General features: G+C 63.2%; 16 protein-coding genes. 9 read left to right on the top strand and 7 right to left on the bottom strand.

The window, feature by feature from the left end; all coding sequences use genetic code 11:
• Nucleotides 1-141 precede the first annotated feature (141 nt).
• Nucleotides 142-1728 carry an ABC transporter substrate-binding protein gene (locus ACFOJ9_RS08585; RefSeq protein WP_378978479.1) on the bottom strand — a complete coding sequence of 529 codons (1587 nt, stop codon included), beginning with the start codon at nucleotides 1726-1728 and terminating at the stop codon, nucleotides 142-144.
• 47 nt (nucleotides 1729-1775) lie between these two features.
• Nucleotides 1776-2627, bottom strand: coding sequence for an alpha/beta hydrolase (locus ACFOJ9_RS08580; RefSeq protein ID WP_378978478.1), 852 nt, complete (start codon nucleotides 2625-2627; stop codon nucleotides 1776-1778).
• Nucleotides 2628-2975: 348 nt separating this feature from the next.
• Here ACFOJ9_RS08580 and ACFOJ9_RS08575 point away from each other — a divergent pair, with 348 nt between their 5' ends.
• The 7 genes from ACFOJ9_RS08575 to fhuB all read left to right on the top strand — a co-directional run bounded on the left by ACFOJ9_RS08575 (nucleotide 2976) and on the right by fhuB (nucleotide 11884).
• Complete coding sequence (locus ACFOJ9_RS08575) at nucleotides 2976-3674, top strand: GntR family transcriptional regulator (protein ID WP_378978477.1); 699 nt, start codon at nucleotides 2976-2978, stop codon at nucleotides 3672-3674.
• A gap of 270 nt (nucleotides 3675-3944) precedes the next feature.
• The gene (locus tag ACFOJ9_RS08570; protein WP_378978476.1) at nucleotides 3945-4160 is read left to right on the top strand and encodes a hypothetical protein; all 216 of its coding nucleotides are present in this window, start codon (nucleotides 3945-3947) and stop codon (nucleotides 4158-4160) included.
• 113 nt (nucleotides 4161-4273) lie between these two features.
• Nucleotides 4274-5629 carry a glutamine synthetase family protein gene (locus ACFOJ9_RS08565; protein WP_378978475.1) on the top strand — a complete coding sequence of 452 codons (1356 nt, stop codon included), beginning with the start codon at nucleotides 4274-4276 and terminating at the stop codon, nucleotides 5627-5629.
• A 132-nt stretch (nucleotides 5630-5761) separates the two neighbouring features.
• A complete protein-coding gene (locus tag ACFOJ9_RS08560) occupies nucleotides 5762-6646 on the top strand; it encodes a helix-turn-helix transcriptional regulator (protein WP_378978474.1) in 885 nt (294 codons plus the stop codon).
• Nucleotides 6647-6782: 136 nt separating this feature from the next.
• Entirely contained in the window at nucleotides 6783-8987 is a 2205-nt protein-coding gene (locus tag ACFOJ9_RS08555) for a TonB-dependent siderophore receptor (RefSeq protein WP_378978473.1), read from the top strand.
• Between the two features lie 22 nt (nucleotides 8988-9009).
• Nucleotides 9010-9885: an iron-siderophore ABC transporter substrate-binding protein gene (locus tag ACFOJ9_RS08550; protein ID WP_378978472.1), complete on the top strand. Its 876-nt coding sequence runs from the start codon at nucleotides 9010-9012 to the stop codon at nucleotides 9883-9885.
• Nucleotides 9878-11884, top strand: a complete 2007-nt coding sequence (gene fhuB / locus ACFOJ9_RS08545; protein ID WP_378978471.1) for a Fe(3+)-hydroxamate ABC transporter permease FhuB — start codon at nucleotides 9878-9880, stop codon at nucleotides 11882-11884. Before ACFOJ9_RS08550 ends, fhuB begins: the two co-directional genes overlap by 8 nt.
• Nucleotides 11885-11908: 24 nt before the next feature.
• On the opposite strand, the gene ACFOJ9_RS08540 is transcribed toward fhuB, so the two are convergent.
• The 5 genes from ACFOJ9_RS08540 to ACFOJ9_RS08520 all read right to left on the bottom strand — a co-directional run bounded on the left by ACFOJ9_RS08540 (nucleotide 11909) and on the right by ACFOJ9_RS08520 (nucleotide 16829).
• Nucleotides 11909-12718: an aspartate/glutamate racemase family protein gene (locus ACFOJ9_RS08540; RefSeq protein WP_378978470.1), complete on the bottom strand. Its 810-nt coding sequence runs from the start codon at nucleotides 12716-12718 to the stop codon at nucleotides 11909-11911.
• Nucleotides 12715-14076 (bottom strand): dicarboxylate/amino acid:cation symporter, encoded by a 1362-nt coding sequence (locus ACFOJ9_RS08535; protein WP_378978469.1) that lies wholly within the window; start codon nucleotides 14074-14076, stop codon nucleotides 12715-12717. Before ACFOJ9_RS08535 ends, ACFOJ9_RS08540 begins: the two co-directional genes overlap by 4 nt.
• Nucleotide 14077: 1 nt before the next feature.
• Nucleotides 14078-14917, bottom strand: a complete 840-nt coding sequence (locus tag ACFOJ9_RS08530; RefSeq protein ID WP_378978468.1) for a substrate-binding periplasmic protein — start codon at nucleotides 14915-14917, stop codon at nucleotides 14078-14080.
• 208 nt (nucleotides 14918-15125) lie between these two features.
• Complete coding sequence (locus ACFOJ9_RS08525; protein ID WP_378978467.1) at nucleotides 15126-15815, bottom strand: SDR family NAD(P)-dependent oxidoreductase; 690 nt, start codon at nucleotides 15813-15815, stop codon at nucleotides 15126-15128.
• 153 nt (nucleotides 15816-15968) lie between these two features.
• Nucleotides 15969-16829 (bottom strand): MurR/RpiR family transcriptional regulator, encoded by an 861-nt coding sequence (locus ACFOJ9_RS08520; protein WP_378978466.1) that lies wholly within the window; start codon nucleotides 16827-16829, stop codon nucleotides 15969-15971.
• Nucleotides 16830-17009: 180 nt separating this feature from the next.
• On the opposite strand from ACFOJ9_RS08520, the gene murA reads away from it, so the two are divergent.
• Nucleotides 17010-18266: a UDP-N-acetylglucosamine 1-carboxyvinyltransferase gene (gene murA, locus ACFOJ9_RS08515; protein WP_378978465.1), complete on the top strand. Its 1257-nt coding sequence runs from the start codon at nucleotides 17010-17012 to the stop codon at nucleotides 18264-18266.
• Complete coding sequence (locus ACFOJ9_RS08510) at nucleotides 18263-19162, top strand: BadF/BadG/BcrA/BcrD ATPase family protein (protein WP_378978464.1); 900 nt, start codon at nucleotides 18263-18265, stop codon at nucleotides 19160-19162. The genes murA and ACFOJ9_RS08510 overlap by 4 nt, the downstream gene beginning before the upstream one ends.
• Nucleotides 19163-19228: the final 66 nt, after the last annotated feature.

Below are 19228 nucleotides of genomic sequence, written 5' to 3'. Positions count from 1 at the left end.
TGCGCGATGGATGTTGCCCGCCGGCAGACCTCAACTCGGTCAAAATCACCGTGTCGAGGAACTGGTTATCGCGCCGACAAACGAAAGGCCGGAGGCAACGCGCCTCCGGCCTTTTCCAATCACGAGCGAGATCGCTTGTACTTACTCGCTTTTCCAGACACCCCAAGTCCGCGTGTTCTCAGCCGGCCATACGGTATATCCCTTCACCTTCGGTGAGACGGCGTCGATCGAGGGCTCGTAGTAGAGGCCGAGGATCGGCACGTCCTTGATCATCAGCGCGTGAAGCTGCTTGAACAGCGTCTTGCGTTGCTCCGGGTCGGTGGTGCCCATCGATTTCATGTAGAGCTCGAAGGCCTCCTTGTTGTCCCACTGCGCCGTCGGGTCGGTGGCCTTGTCGCCAAGGATGACGCCGTACATCAGCGATGGATCGAGGCGCGCGGAATAGCCGAACGACTGGACCTGGAACTTGCCGGCCAGGTAGTTGTCGAGCTGTGCCGCCCAGTCCAGCACTTCAAGCTGGGCATTGAAGCCGGCAGCCGTCAGCATCGCCTGCATGAGCACGGCATTCTCATACATGCCCTGGTAGCGGGTGTTGGTCTGGATCTTGATCGGCTCGCCCTTGTAGCCGGCTTCATCGAGCAGCGCCTTCGCCTTGGCCGGGTCGTATTCGGGCCATTTGAGGAAGTCGTTGTCGAAGAACGAGCTTGCCTGGGCGACGGCGGAGGGGTCGCCGGTGGCGACGCCGTTGGTGCGGGCGGCGGCGATCTGGTTGATGTCGACAGCGTGCGCGAGCGCCTCACGTATCCTAGCGTTCGACAGCAGCGGATCCTTGGTCTGCAGCAGGATCGCCGTCCACGACAGGCCCGGCGTCGACAGCACCGTCATGCCGCGCGACTTAGCTTCCTCGACACGCGCCGATTCAAGGCCGGGCAGCACGTCGATCTCACCGGCGAACAGCGCGGTCTCCGCCGCTGCCGTGTCGGGAATGACCATGAAGCGGACGTCGTCGACATAGGCCTGGCGGCTGCCGGCCAGGGCGCTCGACGCCTCCTTCAACGGCTTATAGGCGTCGAAGCGTTGCAGGTCGATATACTGGCCCTTGACCCATTCCTTCAGCTTGAAGGGACCGCTGCCGATGGCGGAATCGGCGATCCATTTGCCGTCGGCGCCTGCATTCTTCGGACTGGCAACCCAGCTATCGCATTGGACATTGGCGAGTTGCGCCAGGAACAGCGCATTGGGCGCATTGAGCTTGAAGGCCACGGTGCGCGTATCCGGCGTGTCAATCGCCTCTATCTTGAGCCCCTGGCTGCCGTTGAAGAGCGGAATGCAGAGCCACTGGTTGGCCGGATCCAGGCGGCGGGTCCAGTTCCATTTGACATCGGCCGACGTTACCGCATCGCCATTGTGGAAGACGGCGCCGTCACGCAGCGTGAATGTATAGGTCTTGCCGTCATCCGATATCTTCCAGGATTCAGCGAGAGCCGGCCCTGTGGTGAGATCGGCACGATAGGCGACCAGCGTTTCGAATATCTGGTGCAGCACCGTGTCGGTGTTCGCGTCGCGATTAATCCCGTCGGTGGCGCGAATGTCGGCATTGATGCGGACCTTGAGCGTGCCGCCCGTTTTCGGCTGCTCCTGCGCCATTGCCGGCAGTGCGCAGGCCATCATGGCGATCGCGGCAACCACCCCTACCAATCGTCTTCCCATTACCAAACCTGTTCCCATTTTTTATCTCCAGCATTGTTGACTGCAGTTTTTTCAGAAGTCTTTTTTCAGACTGGCGCGGCGTCCCCATTCAACGTCCGCGCGAAGAATTCCTTGACCTTGCCTATGAGGTCGCGGTCGTCATGTTTGATCCCAGGCACGACATCCAGCTGCACGGCCACGCCGTGCTTCTCCAGGCTGCCCTTCAACGACCGCATCCTGTCGTTGCGGTTGGCGCCGGCGAGATCCGCACCCGGCATCCACCAGGCGTCCTGCGGCGTGATGGTGATTTCCCAGGTCTCTTTATCGTCGCCGCCGATCACCATCTGCACGGCGACCTTGCGCATCGCATCGAGATCGACCTTCTTGCCGAACACACCCTCGAAATCGCGCACGCCGACCCAGAAATCGTAATCGAAGTCGAGCAAGGTGACGACGCCCGGCGCGCCGATCGATGCGGCCAGCAGGCGTTCGGGATGCAGGAACAGGAAACGGTGGGTGAAATGGCCGCCGCCGGAGAAGCCGTACATCATCACGCGGTCGCCGCGGATCCGGTAGCGCTCGCGCATCTCCTCGATCATGTCGAGCATGACGGCGTCGTAGTGGAGGTCGCCCTCGCGCAGCATCTTGTAGGAAGAGAGATCGCCGGGAAAACAGATGTTGGCCGGGAAAAGCGGGGCGAGCACGATGACGCCATTGGCTTCGGCAAAATCCGCAAAGGCGTCGCGATAGGCGAGCATACCGCGCTCGGTGCCGTGGACGATCACCGCCAGCGGATAGGTCTTGTCGCCGTCCTCGGCATAGTCGTCGGGAACATAGGCACAATAGGGGAAGCGCTGGTCGAAGCGGGACGCATAAACCGTCGTATGCCCGAAGTCGTAATAGGACAGCCGCTTGCCATGCCCGCTGACATTGCGCATTCATTCACTCCCATTCCCTCGACGCAACCATTTCATCATTTTGTGTGACTGAAAAGCATTAATTCTCATAGCCAATGCTTTTTATTCGCATTTTAGATAGACAATGCCGAGCCCTGGGGAGGCTCCGTGCACGCACCCGGAAGACTCGAAACCGTCGGTGGAAAAGTTTGCCTGATACAACAGTCGGCAGGTGACGCGTTGGCTTGCCGCGCAATAATCGAAGCGTCTATCATGTGCTTGATAAATCGCTGACTTCGGCGTTCTCGTCGGGCTCGGCCACGCAGAATCCCAGCGGCGAAACCAGCCTGCTGCACAGATTTCAGAACGAATGAAGTAGCACCCCCGCCAATGGCCGACAAAACACAATTCGGGTTAACCGCCGTCGACAGCGTTCCCTTGCATGAAAAAGTCTATCTGGAACTCGTGCGGGCGCTGATGTCCGGCCAGTTCGTGCCGGGCCAGAAGCTGACGTCGCGAAAACTCGCCAAGGAACTCGGCACCAGCGACATGCCGGTGCGCAGCGCCTTCATGCGGCTGCAGGCACTGCGGGCGCTCAGCCCGATGCCGAACGGCAGCGTCGAGGTGCCGATCATTTCGGCCGAACGGTTTTCGCAACTGACCGCCGTGCGGACGATCCTCGAAGGCTCGGCGACCGAGCTTGCTACAAAACGCATCAACGGCAACAATCTGCGGACGATCCGACGCCACTGCACCGACTTGACCCTGGCCGCCCGCAAGGGCGATATCGACGATTATCTGCGCAAGAACCACGACTTCAAATTCTCGATCTATCGCCATTGCGGCAACGAGCAGATGATCTTCCTGATCGAGACCGTATGGATGCAGGTCGGCCCTTTCCTCAGGAACCTCGCCATGGGGTTCGAGGATGACCTCGCCTCCATTCTCGACATCGACTTTCACGAGGAAGTCGTCGCGGCGATCGAGGCCCAGGACGGGGAGCGCGCCCGCGCTGCCATCATGCGCGATATCGACGAAGGCGCCGCGCACATCCTGCAGCAGGCGAGATTTCTGAAGGCGAGAGGTTAGAATGGACCCCTCAAAAGGCGCCGCCTATCGTTCCTTTCAGCGGACTATCGCAAAACCTCCGAGATTGGCTGAAGCCTCCCCAACGTCGTCATCCCTGGGCGAAGCAGGAGCGAAGCTCCGTCGCGGAGACCCTGGGATCCATGCCGCGACCTTGGTCGAAGAATGCAACGGCGCAGAATTCTGCACCGCAGCAACGCTCAGACATCGCGGCATGGATCCTCGGGTCTGCACCGCGTCGCTACGCTCCTTGCTCCGCCCGTGGATGACGAAGTGATCGATATTTCCGCCAATCGCCAAGGCATGCGGTTCGTCAACGTCAAGACTTTCTCGTCGAAGAAGCAGGCATCGGCCCAAGCGCTGGGGGCCGACATCACTGCCCGAATGCCCCTTGGCTTTCCGTCCTCTTGCCTCTATGTTGCGATCGCAGATCGCGCAATTGGTTTTGAAATGCCTCCCGACATCCCAGCTAGTGACTTGAAAAAATAAGGAAAAGCCCTTGGCGACAGCCGGGTCTGTTTCTCGAAAACTCACAAGCTATCTTTACCAGGGACAGTGCAGCCGATCAGGCTTGCGGGACCTTCAAAACCAGAGGTTATAAATTGAGCGATGCAATTGCGGACGTTTTGAACTGGCTTGAAAGCAGAACCGACATCCAGAGCCTGAGGGCCGCGGTGTGCGACCTCAACGGCATCATGCGCGGCAAGCGCATTCCCGTCGAGCAGGCAAGGAAGGCGTTGGAAGGCAAGCTGCGCATGCCTTTTTCGCTGATCGGGCTCGATGTCTGGGGCGAGGATATCGAAGGCAACAGCCTGGTATTCTCGACCGGCGATGCCGACGGACTGTGCCAGTGGACCGGGCGCGGCATTCTGCCGGTGGCGTGGACGGCGCATCCGACGGCGCTCGTCCCGCTCTGGCTTGCCGACGAAAGCGGAGCTCCCTATCTCGGCGACCCGCGACGGGCGCTGGCCCGCATCCTCGATCGCTACAAGGCCTTGGGCCTGACCCCGGTCGCGGCAACGGAACTCGAATTCTACCTTGTCGATCCGCAATCGCAGCGGCCGGTCGGGCCTGTCTCACCGGTGACCGGGCGCCGCCTCGATTCCGATGCGGCGCTGTCGATCGACGAGATCGACGACTTCGAATCCTTCATCCATGACGTCTACGAGGCCTGCCGGACGCAAGGCATTCCGGTCGATACGGCCATCGCCGAAAACGGTGTCGGTCAGTTCGAGATCAATCTGAACCATGTCGCGGACGCCTTGCGGGCTGCCGACGATGCGGTGCTGTTCAAGCGCACGGTGAAGGGCATTGCCCGCAAGCACGGCTTTGCCGCCTGTTTCATGGCCAAGCCCTATGGCGACCGGGCCGGCAATGGCTTTCACGTTCATTTCAGCCTGGTCGACGGCGAGGGGCGCAATGTCTTCGACGACGGCACCGATCAGGGCTCGGAGATCATGCGCCATGCGGTCGGCGGTCTGCTTGCGGCGATGGCCGAGAGCACGCTGGTGTTCGCACCACACTTCAATTCCTACCGCAGGCTGCGTCCAAGGTCCTATGCGCCGACCGCGGTCGCCTGGGGTTATGAGAACCGCATGGTCGCGATCCGCATTCCCGGCGGACCGACCGCTGCACGCCGCATAGAGCATCGCGTTTCGGGAGCGGACGCCAATCCCTATCTGGTGCTCGCGGCCATATTGGGCGCCGCACTGACAGGCATCGAAAGACAAATATCGCCAGGTGATCCGATCGGCACTGACGGCCAGGGACTGCCACCGGCAAAGCTTCCGCCGGACTGGGCGTCCGCGATCGCCGCCTTCGAAGGCGGGACCCATGTGGCGGAGATCTTCCCGGCAATCCTGCGCGACTCTTTCGTTGCCTGCAAACGCCAAGAGCTGAACACGTTCGCGCTCAATGTCAGCGATTTCGAGATCGAGACCTATCTCGAAAGCGTTTGAGGCCCTACTGCCCGAGCGGCATTGGTTCCGGCCGACCTTCGAGCAGCCGCAAAGCAAGGGCTTGCGATGCGGTCGCCAACCGGGCATAAACATGATGCTTTTTATCATGTATTATGACTGGGATCACAGGACTTGACCTTCGTTGCGCGCATGGAAAGCCGGATTGAGGGCTTTTCAGTCATCGGCGACCTGAAATGGCATGTCTGGGACGGCGTGGTCGCCGACCTCTGGGATGTCTCATGCGGTGACAAGGCCGAAGGCTATTACGTCTCTCCCGACCCCCGGCTGTTTGTCGCGCTCGATGTGGATGGCGATGGCGCCTTTTTCGTCGAAGGCGCCAAGGGCGAGTTGCGCCGCCACGACCAGGCTTTTTCCATGGCTTACATACCGGCCGGCGTGCCGATCCGCGGCCGGGTCGAGGGCCTGCGCCGGATCCGGCATCTCGACCTGCATTTCGGCGCCGCAGCGCTGACGCGCCGCTTCGGCCGCAGCCTTGACCATGAGGCCTTGCGGATGTCGCGCTTCCAGTTTCGCGACGACCGGATCGCCATGCTTGCCGGCCTGATCGCCGCCGAATGCGGCAGCGACCAGCCTCTGCATGATCTCTATGGCGAGGGCCTGCTCAATGCGTTGTTCGCAAGCCTGTTCCAGATAGACCAGCCTGATACCGCCAGGCGGCGGTCGCCACTGTCGCGCCGCAAGCTGCGCCTCGTCACCGACTACATAGATGCGCATTGCCTGGGCAGGATCCGGCTTGCCGATCTCGCCGCGCTGGCCGGCCTGTCCGAAACCGCGATGAGTCATGCCTTCAAGGCGGCGACGGGCGTGCCGCCGCATCGCTGGCAAATGCAGGCGCGGGTCGACAGGGCCAAGGCGATGATGGCGCGTGACGCCGCTTCACTTGGCGACATCGCCGAGGCAACGGGGTTTTTCGACCAGGCGCATCTGACGCGTGTGTTCAAGTCGATTGTCGGCGTGACGCCCGGCGCCTGGATGAGGAGCACCAGTCGCCAGTGACATTTCCGCAACATCGCACCGCGATGTCCCTCGTTTGGACAAGAATGGACAAACCGTCCAATTCCATCCAATGACCCGCAGATAAGTTGAGATAAATGATCAAGTATCTCAATGTCGACAGGCGGGGACTTTCCTGATGAGCAGAATTTACCGGATGAAGGCGCTTCTGGCGGCCAGTGTCGCCGCAGTCGCGATGTTCCCGCCAATGGCCGCGTTCGCGCAGGCTGTGCAAACCAGCACCCAGCTTGAACCGGTGGTGGTCGAGGGCGAGGCCGGCGACGGCGCGACCGGACCGGTCAAAGGCGTCGTCGCCAAGAAAAGCAGGACCGGCTCCAAGACGGCGACCGACATCAAGGACATCCCGCAATCCGTCTCGGTGGTCGGCCGTCAAGAGATCGACGACCAGGGCGCACAGAAAGCCGACGAAGCACTCCGCTATACGGCCGGCGTCTTCGCGCAGCCCTTCGGCCCCGACAGCGACACCAACTGGCTGTACATCCGTGGCTTCGATGCGACGGCCACCGGAACCTACATGGATGGGTTGCAACTGTTCAGCTATGCCTTCGGCGGCTTCTATGTCGATAGCTTCGGGCTTGAGCGCATCGAGGTGCTGAAGGGCCCGGCCTCCGTACTCTATGGCGGCAGCAATCCCGGTGGCCTGGTCAACTATGTCGGCAAGCGGCCGGAGTTCGAACGCAAGCGCTACGTCGAAACCGGCGTCAACGATGCCGGCAATGTCTATCTCGGCTTCGACATTGGCGACGTGGCCAACAATGGCGTGGTCAGCTACCGCATGACGGGCAAGGTCGCCGGCGGCGACACCTATAGCGACCTGCAAAATGGCTGGCGCGGCTTCATCTCGCCCAGCATTACCTGGAAGCCGGACGAAGCGACCACGCTGACCATCCTGGCCAATTACAGCCACATCGACGAGAACCACAACGGCGGCAGTTTCCTGCCTTACAGTGGCACGGTCACAGACCGGATTATTGGCGGTGTAAACTACGGACGCATCGACCCCGATGCCAATTTCACCGAGCCGTCCGTCGACCTCTACAGGCGTGAACAGGGCTCGATCGGCTATGAGTTCGAGCACATTTTCGACAATGACTGGACGGTGCGCTCCAACACGCGCTTCAGCGCTGCCGATATCGACGAGGTCAGCGTCTATCCCAACGGCTGGGTGAGCCCGACATCGACGCAACTGAACCGCATCAATTTCGGTCACGATACCGATGCGATGACATTCCTGTCGGACCTGCAGATCGAGGGCAAGGTGGAGACCGGTCCGATCGAACACACGCTGCTGGCCGGCATCGACTACAAATATTACAACATCGACCAGGTGCAGTCGTCGGCGATCTTCGGAACAACCCCGCCGATCGATGCTTTCGACCCCATCTACGGTGCACCTTTGACGCCACGCGTCAGCTACCTCAACCAGGATCTGACCCAGAAGCAGCTCGGCTTCTATGCCCAGGACCAATTGCGTTTTGGCGATGGCTGGCTGGTGACGCTGAACGGCCGCTACGACCGTGGCTGGCTCGAAGCCGATTACCGTCCGACCTTCTACTCCAGCAGCTCCAGCTCCCTGAGCCAAACCGTCGGCGATTTCTCCGGCCGCGCAGGGCTGGCCTACGAATTCGACAATGGCGTCACCCCCTATGTCAGCTTCGCCACCTTCTTCAACCCGATTATCGGCACCACTGTAACCGGCGACCTGTTCAAGCCGGAAACGGGCCAGCAATACGAGGTTGGCATCAAATATGTGCCGACCTTCATCGACGGCCTGTTCACCGTGTCGCTCTTCGACCTCACCCGTCAGAATGTGGCTTCGAACGTCAGCGCGTTCGCGCAGGTCCAGACAGGCGAAGTGCGCTCGCGAGGCATCGAACTCGAAGGCAAGGTCAACATCACCGACGACTTCCGGGTAACGGGCGCATTCACCGCCTATGACATCAAGATCACCAAGGACGATGACTTTAACCACAGGGAGAACGGCGGTATCTCGGTGATCGGCAAGACGCCCTTCATCGTGCCCGAGGTTATGGCCTCCGCCTCGGTCGACTACACCTTCCGTGGCGACTGGTATGACGGCATCTCGATCGGCGGCGGCGTTCGCTATATCGGCTCCTCATGGGCCGACAATGAGAACACGGCGAAGGTGCCGGCCGTCGCTCTGGCCGACCTGAAACTCGGCTACGAGAAAGAGAACTGGGGTATCGACCTCAACATCACCAATCTCCTCGACAAGACCTATGTGTCGAGCTGCCAGACGACGCTGACCTGCTCCTACGGCGAAGGCCGTTCGTTCAAGCTGAAGGCGCACACGACTTGGTAGCCATGTGCAAAACCCGCCGGCGATGATCCATCTGCCCAACAGGCGGGAGGTGCTTGTGCTGGCGGCCGCGGCCCTGCTGCCGCCGGTCGCCGCCAAGGCGGCGGCGATGCGCCTTGCCGCGATCGACTGGGGCATGCTGGAGACGTTGCTGGCACTCGGCATCGAGCCGGTGGCGGCGACCGAACTGATCCAGTTTCGCAAGATCGCCGTGGAGCCTGCTGTCTCTCAAACTGTGACCGACCTCGGCCTGCGCGGCGCGCCCAACTACGAGCTGCTGCGCATCGTCGCTCCTGATCTCATCGTGATCTCCAATTTCTACGAATACCAGCGCCCGATGCTCGAACGCATCGCGCCGGTGTTTGCGCAAACGGTCTACGAGGCCGGCGTGCCGCCTTATGCGCTCGCCGAGGCAGCGACACTGGTCCTGGGCGAAAAGCTGGGACGGCAGGCCGAGGCGAAGCGCTACGTCGATGAGGCGGCGGTCGAGATCACGCAGCTTCGCGCCACCTTGCCCCCCTCCCCCGCGCGGGCCTTCGTCATCAGCCTCGGCGACTCGCGCCACTTCCGCGCCTTCGGTCGTGATTCCATGTTCGGCGACGTGCTGTCTCGCCTTGGCCTGGTCAATGCCTGGACCGACGAGACAAGTTACAGTGCCGCCGCGCCTGTCGGATTGGAGGCGCTTGCGCGCGTGCCCGAGGCGTCGATCCTGATCGTCTCGCCACTGCCGGCGGATGTCGGGCGCTCGCTTCCGACAAATGCCTTGTGGAACGCTCTGCCGGCTGTGCGCCAGAACCGCGTTGCCGTACTGGAGCCGGTCAACCATTTCGGCTGCTTGCCGTCGGCGCGTCGCTTCGCACGCCTGGCGACGGCAGCTTTTGCCGGGCAGAGCCATGGCTGAGCGCGCAATCCATCATCGCGCCATGTCTGGGGTCACGCTGTCGCCAATCGCCCTGTGGAGCTTCCTGGCGATAGTGGCAGCACTCCTATTTGCATGGCGCGTCGGTGTGCAGTGGCCGGCCGCGCCGCCAGGCGGCGGCGTTGATCTCGATCGGATCATCCTGGTCTACAGCACGTTGCCGCGCGCCGCGGTGGCGGTGCTGGCCGGCGCCGTGCTCGGCCTCTCCGGCCTGCTGCTGCAGCATGTGCTGCGCAACCCGCTGGCCGAACCGTCGACGCTCGGCATTTCGGCCGGCGCGCAACTGGCCATGACGATCGCCTCGCTTTACGCACCGCTGCTGATGGAGCGGTCGCAGGGCCTGGTCGCCTTTGCCGGGGGCGCCGCCGCGGTGCTGCTGGTGCTGGCGTTGACCTGGCGGCGCGGGCTGGAGCCGGTGTCGGTCATGCTCGCCGGAATGATGGTGGCGCTGACCGCGAGTTCTCTCAGCGCCGCCCTGATCCTCGCCAATGGCGACTATCTGTTCTCGCTGTTCATCTGGGGCGGCGGATCGCTGGTCCAGCAGGACTGGGAGCCGACCATCGCGCTGACGATCAGGCTGGCGGCCGGCACTGTCGCGGCGCTGATGCTGCTGCGGCCGCTGACCATTCTTGGCCTCGACGATGCCTCGGCACGCGGCCTGGGCGTCGCCCGTCACTCAAGCCGCTTTCTCATCATCGCGCTTGCCGTGTGGATGGCGACCACCGTCGCGGCAGAGGTTGGCGTCATCGGGTTCGTCGGCCTTGCGGCGCCGGCGCTGGCCACGCTTTCGGGCGCCCGCACACTGCGGCAAAAGCTGATCGCCGCGCCGCTGATCGGCGCCGTGCTGCTGTGGCTGACGGACGGGCTGGTACAGCTGGCCGCCGGTTCCGGTGGCGAACGCATTCCGACCGGTGCCGGCACCGCCCTGCTCGGCGGTCCGCTGCTGCTGTGGCTGTTGCCGCGGCTGCGCCTTTTCGAATGGCCGCATCTCGGCTCCAACGGGGCAGGACCGCGCAAGGCCAGCCGGCCCTGGCTCATCATCCTGCTTCTATTTGCGCTGGCGCTTGTCGCTGCCACCGTGGCGCTTGTCGTCGGGCGTGGTCCGGACGGCTGGTCTATTGCTGGGGGAGACCTGTTAACCGATCTCGCCGCCTGGCGTGCGCCGCGGATCGGCGTGGCGGCCGCCGCCGGCGCCATGCTCGCGGCTGCCGGCGTCGTCATCCAGCGGGTCACCGGCAACCCGCTGGCAAGCCCCGAAGTGCTGGGAGTCGGCACCGGCGCCGGTGCCGGCCTGACAGCCGTGCTGATGATCAGCGCCACGGCCGGTCTCGGCTGGCAACTCGCCGGTTCGGCCTTAGGCTCACTGGCGGCCTTGATTGCCATGCTGGCCCTTGCCGCACGATCAAAGTTCGGTGCCGAGCGGCTGCTGCTTGCCGGTATCGCCATGAGCGCGCTGTGCAGCGCTGCGATCACCGCGACGATCGCCATGGGCAACGCCCAGTCCTACATTCTGTTGCGCTGGCTGAGCGGCTCGACCGGCCAGGCGACGGCGCTTGATGCAGGGCTAGCACTCGCCTGTCTGTTGCCGCTGACGCTGCCGCTGTTCCTCGCCGCCCGCTGGCTCGACATCCTCCCGCTCGGGTCCGACAGCGCGCGCGGGCTGGGCGTGCCGGTCGCCGGCGGGCGATTGTTGCTGATCGTCGTTGCCGCGCTGCTGACCGCGCTGGCTGCCATGGTCGTCGGCCCGTTGAGCTTCGTCGGCCTGATCGCGCCGCACCTTGCCCGGCTGGTCGGCTTTTCCCGCGCCCGCGTCCATCTTGCCGGGGCGATGCTTCTGGGCGCCCTGCTGATGATCGTCTCGGACTGGCTGTCGCGCATGGCGGCCTTTCCCTACGAACTGCCCGCCGGCCTGTTCGCTTCGCTGCTTGGCGGGCCGTATCTCGTCTACCTGCTTGCCAAGGGCGTGCCGCGCCAAGGCTAACGGGTTCCGAAATGCTATGAGGTTCTATCCATAGGGCTGGGCCAGTGCGACCGAGCTGGCCCGCATCGGCCGGTCATGTCTCCGCGGCCGCGATACGGTCGGCAGGCCTCGGGCTTCCTGCGCACCGAACCCCAATCGTGTCAGGCAGGCGCGCGCCAGAGCCGCATTGCTGTCGATGACAACCAATCCATTCACATCGGCGAGGCTGGCGGCCACCACCGACAGTTCGGTGCAGCCGAGCAGGGCGGCATCGGCACCGGCCGCTTGCGCGATATCGAGCGCACGCTCGGTTTCGACCGCCGCATCCGCGATCGAACCTGCCTTGACGAGGCTGATTGCGCTGTCGACGCGTTCCTGAAACTCGGCTCTCGCGGGAAGGCAGAGCTCAAATCCCGCCGCCGATATCCTGTCCTGATAGAAGCCGGAGACCAGCGTGCCTTGGGTGGCGAGAACAGCAACCCGGCCCCGGTCCAGGCTACGACGCGTTTCCGCCACCACCGCGTCGCCGATATGGATGATCTCCGCGTGCGAATTTGCCGTCAGTTGGCCGTACCAATGATGGGCGGTGTTGCACGGCATCGCGATACAGGCGACGCCGAGCGCATTGAGCGTCGCGACCGCGGCTTTCAAAGGCGCCAGCGGCCCGTCATGGCCGGCAAGGATCGCAGCGGTCCTGTCGGGCAGCTGCGGGACGCTGAGGATGACGGCAGGCACATGTTCGTTGTCTCTGAACGCCTGGGTCATTCGGGTCAGCTTGAAGTAGAAGTCAGCCGATGCAAGCGGCCCGAGGCCGCCGATAATGCCGAGCTGGGGACGGATGCTGTCGTCGATCATCGCACGGGCTCGGGTTCGAGCTGTTCCGAGACGGTTTCAGGTTGCGTCGCCTCCCTGTGGCTGGGAGCGATCATTGCCGTGCTCGCCGCGACGGTGCAGACGCTGGCCAGCGTCATGAACGTGTCCACGGCCGCATCCACCGCGACGAACAGGGCGAACGCCGCCTCGAAGGGAAGCTTCAGGTAGCCGCACACGATGGACATCTGGGACAGGATGAGCAGGCTGCCCATGCCGCCGGTAGTGAGCGCGAGAAGCGCTGAGATGATGCCGACAAGCACCAGGTCGGGGACTGTAAGCTGGTGCCCATAGAGCTGAGCGATGAACAGCGCACCCGAAGTGTAGAGCAGCGCCGGGCCAGTGCGCAGCAATGCCGCCTGCAGCGGCACCAGCAGTTCGACGACCACCAGGCTGAACCGCAGGCGCTCGCTCAAAAGGTTGATGACCCACGGCAGAGAGGCGACCGTAGAGCGTGTGGTGATGGCCACCATGAGAAGGGGCTGGCAGGTCTTGATCGTGGCCCAGTAGCTTCGGCGCGACCGGATGGCGATAATGGCGAAGGCGCCGGCAACGAATGTGAGGCAGGAAAGACCCATCACCAGCAGGTAACCGCCCATCAGCGTGAGTGGCTTGGTTCCGGTCGACGCGGTCTGGTCCGCGATCAGGATGAAGGTTGCAAAGGGCAACCCCCAGATGAACCAGTTGGTGAGGACCGTGCAGGCCCGGTAGACCGCGTTGAGCGCCTGCGTCAGGCTCATGGACGAGGGTTGGGGAATCTTCCCCATAGCGAGCCCGAAAAGCAGGCAGAACAGCAGGACCTGGATGGTCTGGCCCGAGGCCAATGCATTGAAGACGTTGTTCGGCACCAGGTCGAGCAGGATCGAATGCCCGCCGCTGGGATCCCCATTGGAGGGCGGCGGCTGGAACGGGAAGGCGAGATCGGTGGATACGCTGCCTTGCGAATTGATGAACTCGCCAAGCTCGATGCGCGACTGGGGATTCTCGATCTGGCCGGGCTGCAGGATCAACGACAATGTGCCACTCACCAGCACGCTCAGGAACGACACGACCAGCACGGCCATACCCACCTTGCCGAGGTAGCGGACCGATTTCGGGTCCTGGACCATCGCCGTGATGGAGAAGATGACCGACGAGACCAGGTAGGGCAGAACGACCATCTTGAGGAAATTCAGGTAGAGCTGTGCGACCGGGCTGATCGCATGGGCAAAGTCTGGATAGTAGAGGCCGCACAGGATCCCTGCTGCGATCATCGCTATCGTCGTCGCGGGCGAGCGCAATATGCGCCTTGCCGCGAGGCGCCAATCGAAAGGCAGGGGTCCGGCTACGTCGGAGATGGCCATGTCAGGCTTTGCTCCCCTGGCGATAGCGGGCGATGATCTCGTCAGTGTTGAGAACCTGCTGACCCCGCGCGAGATCGAGATAAAGGTCGACAAAGGCCGCGAGATGCGGATCGTCCGGCCGCACGCCGATTGCGATCGTGTCGACCTTGTCCGTCAGCGTGATCGAGCGCGCGACGACCGTCATCGACGGATCGTCGACCATCAGCTTCTTGATCTCGAAATCGTCGCGATAGGCCATGTCGATCGTCCCGTTTCGGATCGCATCGATGATCAGATCCCAGCTTGCCAAGCGGCGGATTTGTGCGTGCGGGAAGGTTGTGGTCGCGTAGGTGGCGAATGACGAGCCTTCGATGACGCCGAGATCGCCTGAGAAATCGCGGATGATCTGTTCGGGCGGCTTGCCCTGCGCAATACGCGCCAGGTTGAGGCGGTTGGCGATCAGCCCTTGGCGCAGCATGGCGTAGGGCCGGGAATAGACGATCGATCGACCGCGCTGAAGGGTCCGGCTGAGTTTGCCAATCGCCATGTCGGCCTGACCGGAACTCACCTGTTTCACGATATCGTCGAACGTTGCGGCGGATCGGTCGAATACCGGCTCGACGCCAAGCGCCGCGGCGATGCCGTGGGCCAGTTCCAAGTCTATGCCATTGTCGCCCGATCCGTCGGCCGGGAAGAACGGATTGGAAGCGAAGGCCGGCATTGCAATGCGCAATACATTGCCGCTCGCGATAGGCTTTGAGGCGTTCTCCGCCTGCTGTCCCGGAGTGCTGGCTGCCTGGGCTTGCGAGATCAGCAACCCAGCGCTTCCGGCCGCAAGCAGTGTACGACGTGTGACCGGCATGCGCGTTCTCAATTAGCCCGGGAAAGCCAGCAACATGCACAACCGACGTTAAACAAACGTGTATATTACACTGTGCTTTTTTATGTATTGGATAAGCAGCTTAGCACTACAAAATGTGAGAATTGCCTAATGTATATAAGGAGCAGCGGAAGGATCGCGTTACTTCCCCCTGGGCGGTCAGCTGGCCCTTAGGCGATCAGCTGGATTGTCAAAACGTCTCGACCCAGGGCCGCAGCTCAAGCTCCGAGCTCCAGGCGCTGCGATGCTGGCGATGGGCCGTGAGATAGGCCTCGGCGATGGCGTCCGGCGACAGCCGGCGATCCGGCCGATCGGGATCGGCTGCCTGTCCGGGTGGCTCGATCTGGCCGTCGATGATGAAGTGGGCGACGTGGATGTTCTTCGGGGCGAGTTCGCGGGCCATGGACTGCGCCAGGCCGCGCAGAGCGAATTTCGGCATGGCAAAGCCGGCCGAGCCGGAAAATCCCTTCACACTGGCGGTGGCGCCGGTGAACAGGATCGATCCGGACCCCCGGACAAGCAGCCGGCGCGCCGCCTGCTGGCCGACCAGGAAGCCGCCATAGGCGCCGACCAGCAACGCCTGTTTGACCGCTTCGGCATCGAGCTCGGCGATCGGGCCGCGCGTGCGCGCGCTGGCATTGAACACCACAAGCGCCAGCGGGCCGGCCTTGTCGGCGGCGTCGAACAGCTTGGCGACGGACGCAGCGTCGGCAACATCCGTCTCGACGGCCAGCGCACCGGTCTCATCGACCAGAGCGCCCAGCTTCTCGACGTTGCGGGCGGCCAGAACCACGCGAAAGCCTTCCCGCGTGAGAAGGCGCGCAAGCGAGGCACTCAGACCAGCGCCTGCGCCTGCAATGACGGCCACTTCGGATGTCATGATTTTCTCTCCTTGCGGATTTCGGCGGAAGCGTTTCGCCAGATCAGGCAGGGTCGCGCCTTCGCGGGTGACAGGCAAGAGGTGGCATCGCTGCGGTTGTTGAGCCAGGCGGCCGCGGAACCGGCGTTGCGCGGTCCAGTATCGCCTGTGGCGCTAAGAAGATCGCTCGGCCTTCAGCACCGAAACCGCCACTTCGCTGTTGTGGACATACTCGTTGGCATCCGGCTGCTTCTGCACCAGCAGGATGAACAGCAGGTCGGTCAGCGTCAGCTGCGCGTCGCGCGCGGTGATGGAGGACGAGCGCGCACGCTCCTCGTCGGCGATGGTGTAGAGGCAGATGTCGGCGACCCGGCTCAGCGGATTGTCGTGCAGGCCGGTGACGGCGATCACCATGGTGCCGCGCTTGCGGGCAAGCTCGGCGATGCGCAAGGTTTCGATGCTGGCGCCGGAGTAGGACAGCGCGAACAGCACATCGCCCGGCCCGAGCGTCGAGACATTGGCCATCTGGATGTGGCTGTCGCTGTCGTGCAGGACATTGCGGCCGAGCTTCATCAGCTTGTAGGAGAAATCGCGCGCCACCAGCGAAGAAGCGCCGACGCCGACCAGATGGATGCGGCGCGCCTTGTCCAGCAGTTCCAAAGTCCTGGAGATGATGCGCTCGCTGTTGGCCTCGGCGGTCCGCTGCATCGACAGAAGCTTGCTGCCGATCAGCTTCTTCAAGATGACCTGGTAGCTGTCGCCGACCTCGATCGACCCGTGGATCATGCCGGCCGGCACCTGCCATTCCTGCGCCTTGGCCTCGCTGACGGCAAGCTTGAGCTCCTGATAGCTGGCATAGCCGAGCTTCTGGCTGAACTTGACGACGCTCGACTGGCTGCGCCCGATCTCGGCCGCGAGAGCCGCCGTCGACAAGCGCAGCATCTGGTCGGGATTGTCGACGATATAGCGGCCGATCTCACGATCACCGGGCGCCATGCCTTCGAGCTTCACATTGATCCTGTTCAGGACGGACACGGGATTTCCTCGCGCTTCTCAAGTGCCTAGCTAAGGAATAAATTATTCCAATTCCGATTGACAGCCAAGAACGCGCAATTAATTCTCCAACTGGACCAGGCCAAATCCGGGATTCGGAGCAGCATCTCCAGAGAGAGCCGCCCGAGCGTGGCCGGCTTTCGTCGCACGAGGTTTCAGCTCATGGACAGATTACGGATCGTCGGCGGACAGAGACTGGAAGGCGCGGTCACCATATCCGGCGCCAAGAACGCTGCCTTGCCGCAGATCGCGGCGGCGCTGCTCAGCCCCTACCCGCTCGAACTGACCAACCTGCCTGATGTGACCGATGTCGAAAACATGCTCGGCGTGGTGCAGCTGCATGGCGCCGAGGTGACGAGATCGGCGCATTCCGCGACGATCGACACCAGTGCGGCCGTTTCCAAGGAGACGTCCTACGACACGGTCAGAAAGATGCGGGCGACGGTGCTCGTGCTGGCGCCGCTGCTCGCCCGTTTCGGCCATGCCAGGGTTTCGCTGCCGGGCGGCTGCGCGATCGGCGCGCGGCCGGTCGACATGCATGTCGCGGCGCTCGCGGCACTGGGCGCCAGGATCGCCATCGAGAACGGATCGATCGTCGCGTCGGCACCCGACGGACTGATCGGGACCCGCATCGTCTTGAGCTCGCCATCGGTCGGCGCGACGGAAACCGCCATGATGGCGGCGACCACGGCCAAGGGCGAAACCGAGATCCTCAACGCCGCGCGCGAGCCGGAGGTGGCGGATCTCGCCGCTTGTCTCACCGCCATGGGCGCGCGCATCGAGGGTGCCGGCACGCACCGCATCCTGATCGCGGGCGACACCAGCTGGCATGCCGCCACCCACGACATCATTCCGGACCGGATCGAGGCCGGCACCTATGCCATCGCCGCTGCGATCACCGGCGGCCAGCTCGAGCTGACGCATGCCCGGCTCGAGCACATGGCTTCGGTGGTGCAATTGCTTGAGGCCACCGGCGTCAGCGTCTGGCCCGGTGACCGTGGGCTTATCGTGTCACGCGACCGGCCGCTGAAAGCCGCAGACCTGACGACGGAACCCTATCCCGGGTTTCCGACCGACCTGCAGGCGCAGTTCATGGCGCTGATGTGCTGCACCGACGGCGCATCGCTGCTGCGCGAAACCATCTTCGAGAACCGCTTCATGCATGTGCCCGAACTGATGCGGCTCGGCGCCAACATCAAGCTGCAAGGCACCACGGCGCTGGTGCGCGGCGGCGAGAAACTGCATGGCGCGCCGGTGATGGCCACCGATTTGCGCGCCTCGGTGTCGCTGGTGCTGGCGGCGCTGGTCGCCGAGGGCGAAACGACCATCAATCGCGTCTATCACCTCGACCGTGGCTATGAGCAATTGGACCGCAAGCTGCGCCTGTGCGGCGCCGACATCGAGCGGCTGAGCGCATGAGCGCGGATCGTTATTTTCTCGGTGTCGACGGCGGCGGCACCGGCTGCCGGGCTCGTATCGAGGATGCTGACGGGACGGTACTGGGACAAGGCCTGTCAGGTCCGGCGACGACACGGCTCGGCATCGATGCCGCCTGGGCGTCGGTCGCGAAAGCGTTTGGCACGGCGATCGAGGAGGCAGGTTTTGAACCAGCCAAGATCGCCCGGATCCACACCGGCATCAGCCTTGCCGGCATCGGCCGCAAGGGCGCGCTGGAGGCGTTGCGGGCGATCGCGCATCCCTTTGCCAGCATCGATTTCGTCAGCGACGGCGTCGGCGCCTGCCTGGGCGCGCATTCCGGTCTGGACGGCGCCGTCGTGATCGCCGGTACGGGCTCGATCGGCCTCGGCTTTGTCGACGGCCGCGACCTGCGCGTTGGCGGCTATGGGTTTCCGATCTCCGACGAGGGCAGCGGTGCCGATCTCGGCCTGAAAGCCGTGCAACTGGCGTTGCGCGCCCATGACGGCCGCCACGAGCGGACAGCACTTCTGGCGGAGGTGATGCAGCGCTTCGAGGGTGACCCAATGGAAGCGGTCGCCTGGATGGACCGCGCCAGCGCCACCGACTATGCCGCGCTCGCGCCGATGGTGATGCGCCATGCCGACCAGGGCGATCCGGTCGGACGGCGGATCGTGCAAAGTGCGGCCGAGCAGATCGATACGCTGGTGCGGGTGCTGTTCGAGAAAGGCGCGCCACGCGTGACCTTGCTGGGCGGTCTGTCCAGCCCGCTCGAACCCTGGCTCTCCCCCGATGTCCGGCGCCGGCTGAAGCCGGCTGACGGCGATGCCGTGTCGGGCGCAATCATCCTTGCCAAAAGGTCCTGCGGCAGCGATAGAGCCCTGCCTAACAAGGAATAAAATATTCCAAATTTGTGTTGACGACATGAATATCAAATTCTAAAAAGTTAACGAGAGAAAACAGGA

It is taken from the genome of Mesorhizobium cantuariense (genome assembly GCF_042647205.1).
In the GTDB taxonomy this organism is placed as follows: domain Bacteria; phylum Pseudomonadota; class Alphaproteobacteria; order Rhizobiales; family Rhizobiaceae; genus Mesorhizobium; species Mesorhizobium cantuariense.
The sequence above is the reverse complement of the archived record's forward strand: the minus strand, read 5'-3'. Positions and strand labels throughout refer to the sequence as shown.

Bases quoted from the DNA above. Each gene is read 5' to 3' on its own strand.
- ACFOJ9_RS08585 (WP_378978479.1), bottom strand. From the start codon at position 1,728: ATGGGAACAGGTTTGGTAATGGGAAGACGATTGGTAGGGGTGGTTGCC.
- ACFOJ9_RS08580 (WP_378978478.1), bottom strand. From the start codon at position 2,627: ATGCGCAATGTCAGCGGGCATGGCAAGCGGCTGTCCTATTACGACTTC.
- ACFOJ9_RS08575 (WP_378978477.1), top strand. From the start codon at position 2,976: ATGGCCGACAAAACACAATTCGGGTTAACCGCCGTCGACAGCGTTCCC.
- ACFOJ9_RS08555 (WP_378978473.1), top strand. From the start codon at position 6,783: ATGAGCAGAATTTACCGGATGAAGGCGCTTCTGGCGGCCAGTGTCGCC.
- ACFOJ9_RS08550 (WP_378978472.1), top strand. From the start codon at position 9,010: ATGATCCATCTGCCCAACAGGCGGGAGGTGCTTGTGCTGGCGGCCGCG.
- fhuB (WP_378978471.1), top strand. From the start codon at position 9,878: ATGGCTGAGCGCGCAATCCATCATCGCGCCATGTCTGGGGTCACGCTG.
- ACFOJ9_RS08540 (WP_378978470.1), bottom strand. From the start codon at position 12,718: ATGATCGACGACAGCATCCGTCCCCAGCTCGGCATTATCGGCGGCCTC.
- ACFOJ9_RS08535 (WP_378978469.1), bottom strand. From the start codon at position 14,076: ATGGCCATCTCCGACGTAGCCGGACCCCTGCCTTTCGATTGGCGCCTC.
- ACFOJ9_RS08530 (WP_378978468.1), bottom strand. From the start codon at position 14,917: ATGCCGGTCACACGTCGTACACTGCTTGCGGCCGGAAGCGCTGGGTTG.
- ACFOJ9_RS08525 (WP_378978467.1), bottom strand. From the start codon at position 15,815: ATGACATCCGAAGTGGCCGTCATTGCAGGCGCAGGCGCTGGTCTGAGT.
- murA (WP_378978465.1), top strand. From the start codon at position 17,010: ATGGACAGATTACGGATCGTCGGCGGACAGAGACTGGAAGGCGCGGTC.
- ACFOJ9_RS08510 (WP_378978464.1), top strand. From the start codon at position 18,263: ATGAGCGCGGATCGTTATTTTCTCGGTGTCGACGGCGGCGGCACCGGC.